This is a genomic window from Pseudoduganella buxea (assembly GCF_009720835.1).
GTDB lineage: Bacteria > Pseudomonadota > Gammaproteobacteria > Burkholderiales > Burkholderiaceae_D > Rugamonas > Rugamonas buxea.
This window is the reverse complement of record NZ_WNKZ01000159.1, coordinates 1-6,575: the sequence shown is the minus strand read 5'-3', so window position 1 is coordinate 6,575 and position 6,575 is coordinate 1. Positions and strand designations below refer to the sequence as shown.

4 protein-coding genes and 1 pseudogene are annotated in these 6,575 nt (G+C 66.8%); 3 read left to right on the top strand and 2 right to left on the bottom strand.

Features of this window, described 5'->3' with window-relative positions; genetic code table 11:
- Nucleotides 1–158: 158 nt before the first annotated feature.
- Nucleotides 159–2,792, bottom strand: coding sequence for an EAL domain-containing protein (locus tag GM672_RS26805; protein WP_155473563.1), 2,634 nt, complete (start codon nucleotides 2,790–2,792; stop codon nucleotides 159–161).
- Entirely contained in the window at nucleotides 2,792–4,819 is a 2,028-nt protein-coding gene (locus tag GM672_RS26800; RefSeq protein WP_155473562.1) for a sensor histidine kinase, YfiR-like protein-associated, read from the bottom strand. Before GM672_RS26800 ends, GM672_RS26805 begins: the two co-directional genes overlap by 1 nt.
- A 283-nt stretch (nucleotides 4,820–5,102) precedes the next feature.
- Between GM672_RS26800 and GM672_RS26795 the strand changes: the two genes are divergently transcribed.
- From GM672_RS26795 to GM672_RS26785, 3 genes and pseudogenes are all read left to right on the top strand, one after another.
- Nucleotides 5,103–5,591, top strand: a complete 489-nt coding sequence (locus tag GM672_RS26795) for a CinA family protein (protein WP_170300270.1) — start codon at nucleotides 5,103–5,105, stop codon at nucleotides 5,589–5,591.
- On the top strand, nucleotides 5,591–6,325 hold the full coding sequence (locus tag GM672_RS26790) for a P-loop NTPase family protein (RefSeq protein WP_229417970.1): 735 nt from the start codon (nucleotides 5,591–5,593) through the stop codon (nucleotides 6,323–6,325). The genes GM672_RS26795 and GM672_RS26790 overlap by 1 nt, the downstream gene beginning before the upstream one ends.
- 7 nt (nucleotides 6,326–6,332) lie before the next feature.
- Nucleotides 6,333–6,575: pseudogene (locus GM672_RS26785) on the top strand (hypothetical protein); the annotation flags it as partial.

Below are 6,575 nucleotides of genomic sequence, written 5' to 3'. Positions count from 1 at the left end.
GGCGCGAAGCCATCGTGCAGGCGTCGGCCGCCTGCGGCACGGCCGTCACGCGGGTGGGGCGGATCGAGGCGCAGGCCGGCTTGCGTCTCGTCGATGGCGGCGGCGCGCCGCTGGCGCTGGCGCTGGCCGGGTTCGATCACTTCGGCTGATTGTCGGCCTTACTGCAAGGCCGTGTGATCCTCGCCCGGCTTGCCGGCCAGCTTGCCGCTGCCGTGCATCAGCCAGTAGTGGTGGAAGGCCAGCCGGATATTGTCGCGCAGTTGCACGTCGTCCCACGGCTTTGTGTAGAAGCGGTAGATGGCGCCCCGGTTGATCGAATCCAGCATCGCTTCCAGGCCCGTGTAGCCGGACAGGATGATGCGGATCGTGTCCGGGTACATGTCCTTGACCTTGCTGAGGAACTCCGTGCCGCTCATGATCGGCATGCGCTGGTCGCATACGATCACCTGCACCGGGTGCAGGGCCAGCAGGTCGAAGCCTTCGGCCGGCGAGGCGGCAGTCAGGATGCGGTAGCCGTCGCGCCGGAACAGGCGGTGCAGCGATGACAGCACGTTGACATCGTCGTCGACGATCAGCAATGTCTGCGGCGGTTCCGCGGCCTGGTTCGGATCGGGCGGCAGGGCCTTGCCCGCCACCACCAGCTGGGCCACGTCCGGCGCCGACAGGGGCCGGCTGAAGAAGAAGCCCTGCACTTCGTCGCAGCGGTTGCGGCGCAGGTATTCCAGCTGCGGCCTGCTTTCCACGCCTTCGGCCACGACGCGCAGCTTCAGGCTGTGTGCCATGCTGATGATGGCCAGCGCGATGGCCGCGTCATTCGGGTTGGTCGTGATGTTGCGCACGAAGGCGATATCGATCTTCAGCTTGTCGATCGGGAAGCGCTGCAGGTAGGCCAGCGACGAGTAGCCGGTGCCGAAGTCGTCGATCGCCACCTTGATGCCGAGTGCGCGCAGCTTCGTCAGCACGGCGATGGTGCGCTCCGCGTTCGACATCAGCGCCGTTTCCGTCAGCTCCAGTTCGAGCAGTTCGGGCGGCACCTTGTGCCGCTCCAGCGACGTGACGACATCCTTTTCCAGGTCGCCTTCGACGAACTGGCGCGAGGCCACGTTGACGGCGATGTTCATCGGTCCCACCGGGCCTTCCAGCCAGGCCGCGATCTGGCGGCAGGCCGCGTCGATGATCCACGCGCCGGCGCGCACGATCAGGCCCGTCTCTTCCAGCACGCTGACGAATTCGGCCGGATACACCATGCCGTGGCCGGGCCGGTTCCAGCGCAGCAGCGCCTCGGCGCCGCTGATGCGGCCCGTGTGCAGGTTCACCTTTGGCTGGAAGAACAGTTCCAGCTCGTCCTGGTCGAGCGCGCGGCGCAGCGCCATCTCCAGGTCCAGCCGCGCCAGCACCTGCACGTTCATGCCCGCCGTGAAAAAGCGGTAGGCATCGCTGCCGGCCTCCTTGGCCTGGGTCATGGCCGTGTTGGCGTACTTGACGAGCGTTTCCGGGTCGCCCGCGTCGTCCGGATAGACGGCGATGCCGATCGAGGCCGTCAACGTGGCCTGGTGCTCGCCCAGCTGGAACGGCAGGCGCAGCGCGTCGCGCACCTCGTTGGCCACCAGCACGGCGTCGTGCTGGTCGCGCGTCATCGTCAGGATCAGGCCGAACTCGTCGCCGCCCAGGCGCCCCACCGTATCGCGGATGCGTACGCACTGCACCAGGCGGTTGGAGAAATCGCGCAGCAACACGTCGCCCTGGGCCGCACCGAGCGAATCGTTGACGCTCTTGAAGCGGTCCAGCCCGATGAACAGCACGACGATGCTCCACTCCTTGTCGCGCGCCAGCTCGATCGAATCCTGCAGGGTGCGGTAGAACAGCGTGCGGTTCGGCAGGCCCGTCAGGCTGTCGTAATGGGCCGCGTGGGTCAGGCGTTCCTCGGCGATGCGCCGCTCGCTGATGTCGCGCGCCACGCAGATCAAGGTGTGGCGCTGCGTGCCGTCCTGCTGCGGGGCCGGTTGCGGGGCCGGCGGCACGTCCTGGCCATCCTGCAGCTGCAGCTGCCAGTACACTTCCACCGGCACCGTGGCATGGTCCTGCCGCAGCAGTTCCGTCTCCGTCAAGGTGGGCGAGCGCAGGTCGCCGTGGGCCAGCGCGGCATCGGCCTGGCACTGCAGCGCATCCTCGGCACCCAGGCCGATGCGGGCCGGCTCCAGCGCCAGCAGCTGCGCGCGCTGGTAGCCCAGCATGCGGCAGGCGCCGTCGTTGACATCGACCAGCTGCATCGTGCCCGTGTCGATCAGGAAGATGGCGTCGGCCGTGGCATCCATCGCGCTGCGAAAGCGCTGCAGGTCGGCGGTACGCTCGCGCACTGTGCGTTCCAGCATCTGGTTGTGGCGACGGGCGTCGCGCTGCATCAGCCGCACTTCGATCTGGTTGCGGATGCGCGTCAGTACCTCGACCGGGTCGAAGGGTTTGCTGACGAAGTCGCGCGCGCCCGCATCCAGCGCGGCCTGCTTCTTGTCCGGTTCGGCCGTGACGACCAGCACGGGCAGGTAGCCGTCCGGCTCGAGCGGGCGCAGCGCGCGCATCACGTCGAAGCCGTCCATGCCGGGCATCTGCAGGTCCAGGATGATGATGTCGTAGTTGTGCTGCTCGTGCCACGGCGCCACCACGGCCGGATCGGTGGTGGACTGGACGTTCGTGTAGCCCGTCGACTGCAGCAGGTATTCCAGCAGCTGCACGTTGACGGGCTGGTCGTCGACGATCAGGATGCCCGCTTGCAGGATATCGGCCCGGCTGATCATTACTGTCCCCTTTCTGCCTCTGCCCCTGCACGTTCCGCCAGCCAGGATATCGTGCTGTTGATGGCTTCGGTAAATTCGTCGATGTTGATGGGCTTGATCAGGTATCGGAAGAATCCTGCCGCAATTCCCCGTTCCACGTCGCGCGGCATGGCGTTGGCCGTCAGCGCGACGACGGGGATATGGGCCGTGCGGGGATCGGCCCGCAGCAGGCGCAGCGCCTCGACGCCGCCGATGCCGGGCAGGTTGATGTCCATCAGGATCAGGTCCGGCAGGTGGACCCGCGCCATCTCCAGGCCCAGCTGGCCGTCCGGCGCCGAGAGCAGGCGCAGCTCGGGGCGGAAGCTGATGATTTCCTGGACCAGCTTCAGGTTGGCCGGATTGTCCTCGACGTACAGCACGGTGATGGCGCCCGGCTCGCGCGCCGCCATGGCCGACGGCGGCAGCGCGGCCAGCACGTCCAGCGCCGACGGCACCGGCCGCGTCGTCTTCAGCTCGATCCAGAACATGCTGCCGGCGCCCGGACTGCTGGAGACACCGATGGTGCCGCCCATCAGCTCGACGAGCCGCTTCGTCACCACCAGCCCGATGCCGGTGCCCTCCTCCACGCCGGCCTCCTGGCCCAGCCGGTTGAAGGGCTGGAACAGCATGCGCAGCTGCTCCGGCTTCAGGCCCATGCCCGTATCCTGCACGGTGATGCGAAGCATTTCCGGGCTGCTGGCCGAACAGTCGACGACGACGGCGCCGCCGTCGCGGTTGTACTTGATGGCGTTCGACAGCAGGTTCAGGAGGATCTGCTTCAGGCGGGTGCGGTCGGCCGTCACATTCCACTCGCCGGCCATGGGGAACAGCATGCGGATGCCGCGCTGGCCCGCCAGCGGCGCCATCATGGTCTCGCATTCCTGCAGGATGTCGGCCAGCGCCACCGGCTCCAGCGACAGCGCCACGGCGCCCGATTCGATCTTGGCCAGGTCGAGGATCTCGTTGATCAGCGCCAGCAGGTGGCGGCCCGACTTCAGGATGTGGTTGGCGAATTCCTTCTTCTGCTGCAGGGTCGAGGGCAGCTTGTCGGACGTCAGGATCTGGGCGAAGCCGAGAATGGCGTTCAGCGGCGTGCGCAGCTCGTGGCTCATCGACGACAGGAAGGCCGACTTGGCCTGGTTGGCGCTTTTCGCCTCCTCCATTGCCATCGCCAGTTCGCCGTTGGCCAGCTCCAGCTGCATGGTGCGTTCGTGCACGCGCTGCTCCAGTTCCGCGTTCAGGCGCATCACTTCCTGCTGCGCCAGCGCGCGCTGCTCGGCCTCGCGGGCGATTTCCCGGTTCGAGTTTTCCAGCTCGCGCTTGCGGCTCTCGATATCGGACAGCATCTTGTTGAAGGCATCGGCCAGTTCCGCCACCTCGTCGTCGCCCAGCCGTTCGGCGCGGCGCGACACGTCGCCGGTCGCCAGCACCTCGCGCGCCACGTGCGCCACGTTCAGGATGGGCCGGGTGATGACGTCGTTCAGGCGCCGCATCACGAGCCAGGCGATGAACAGCGCCAGCAGCGCGGCCAGGACGCCGATCAGCAGGTAGTCCAGGAAACGGTCCAGCATCTCGTAGTCGGCGCGCAGGTAGACCGTGCCCACCAGCTCGCCGTTGTCGTAGATGGGCTGGAACAGCAGCATCTTGCCGGCCTGGTATTCGAAACCGGCCGTGCCGACGCGGGCCGGAATCACGGGCGGCTGCTCCGGCGCCACGTAGCGGGCGAACAGCTCGCCCCGTGGCGTGTAGATGGCGCCCGCATTGACCCGGGGACGCAGGCGCAGCAGGCTCAGGTTCTCGTTGGCCAGGCGCTGGTCGTCGAAGGTCAGGGCCGGCGCGCTCATATGGCCGAGCAGCTCGGCCTGGGTGCGCATGTCGTCGCGGATGGTCTGCTGGTAGATGTGCAGGTCGTAGGCCACGACGGTGCCGATGGCCACGAACATGGCCGGCAGGATCACCATGGCGATCACGCCCAGCAGCTTGTGGCGCAGCGAACGCAGCCGGATCATGGCGCAGCTCCTGCTCGCGCTTCCGCTCGCGGCGACGGCACGCACGGGGCCGCGATCGCCATGATCGGCCAGCAGCGCCGGGGATATCCCTGAATTCGCGTCACGATGTTCGCCGGTTCGTTATGGAAAGAAATCCTGCCCCTATTCTATCGTCCAGCCGGGGGCGGGCGCGCCGCGCAGCCACGAAAAGTTTTTGTCTGTGAAACATTTTTTCTACGAGGTGGTCAGCCCCAGCGGCGGCGCGCTAGAATGAGGCAGCGAAGCAACCCTCAAGGAGAGACACGTGAGCACCGATACGGACATCAATGAACTGGCGGCCCGGGTGGGGCGTGCATTGCAGGAAAAGGAATTGCTGCTCGTTACAGCCGAGTCCTGCACGGGCGGCGGCGTGGCCCAGGCGATCACGGAAATCGCCGGCTCGACCGGCTGGTTCGAATGCGGCTTCATCACCTACTCGAATGCCTCCAAGTCGGAGCTGCTGGACGTGCCGGCCGCGCTGATGGCCCAGCTGGGCAGCGTCAGCGAGGAAGTGGCCGCCGCCATGGCGCAAGGCGCGCTGGGCAGCAGCAATGCCCACGTGGCCTTGTCGACGACCGGGATCGCCGGCCCCACGGGCGCCGTGCCGGGCAAGCCGGTGGGCACGGTCTGCTTCGGCTGGGCCAATGGCGACACCGTCCATACGGAGCGGCTCGTGTTCGCGGGCGACCGCCATGCCGTGCGCCAGCAGACCGTCGTGCATGCCCTCCAGGGCCTGCTGCGCTTCATTAACTGATGACGATGCAGAACACGGTACATTTCATCCTGCAGGGCAAGGGTGGCATCGGCAAGACCCTCGTCTCGACCATCCTGGCCCAGTGGCTGCAATCGAAAGACGACACGCCGCTGCGCTGCTACGACACCGACCAGGAAAACACCACCTTCTCGCGCTACAAGGCACTGGCGGTGCAGCATATCCCCGTCATGACGGAGTCCCGCACCATCGACCCGAAGCGCTTCGACGCCTTGATGATCGACATCCTGGAGACGGACGGCAACTGCGTCATCGACAACGGCGCCAACACCTTCTCGCCCCTGCTGGCCTACCTGCTGGAAAACGACTGCTTTGCCCTGCTGGCCGATTCCGGCCGCAAGGTGTATATCCACACCATCGTCGGCGGCGGCGACACCTTGCACGACACGGCCATGGGCTTCGTCTCGACGGCCAAGTCGGCCGACGTGCCGCTGGTACTGTGGGAGAACGAGCACTTCGGCCCCCTGCAGTCGGCATCCGGCAAGGCCTTTGTCGAATCGCAGACCTATGCCGAGAATTCGGCCCGCGTGAAAGGCCGGGTCGTGCTGGCCCAGCGCAATGCCGACACCTTCGGCGCGGATGTGAAGAAGATGAACACGGCGCGCATGACCCTGGAAGAAGTGAAGGCCAGCGACAAGTTCAACGTGATGGAAAAGCAGCGCATCAAGGTCGTCTTCCGCGACCTGTTCGAGCAGCTCGACCGGGTCGACTGGTAAGCCGACCATGGACCAGCACAAGCTGCGCACCCTCGTGTTCGAGAAGACGGGCGTCAAGGTCGATATCGACGACCCCATCTTCGCGCTGGTGGCCCTGAACGAGGCGGTGCTGGCCGAAGCGGTGGAGCGGCACGTCGAACGCATCGACGCGGCCTCGGTCGCGCTGGCGGCGCGGCTGGGGGTGGCCGATGCCGGCATGCCGCTGGTCCCCCCTGCACCCGCGCCGGCCGCCACGGCCAACGCGCCATCA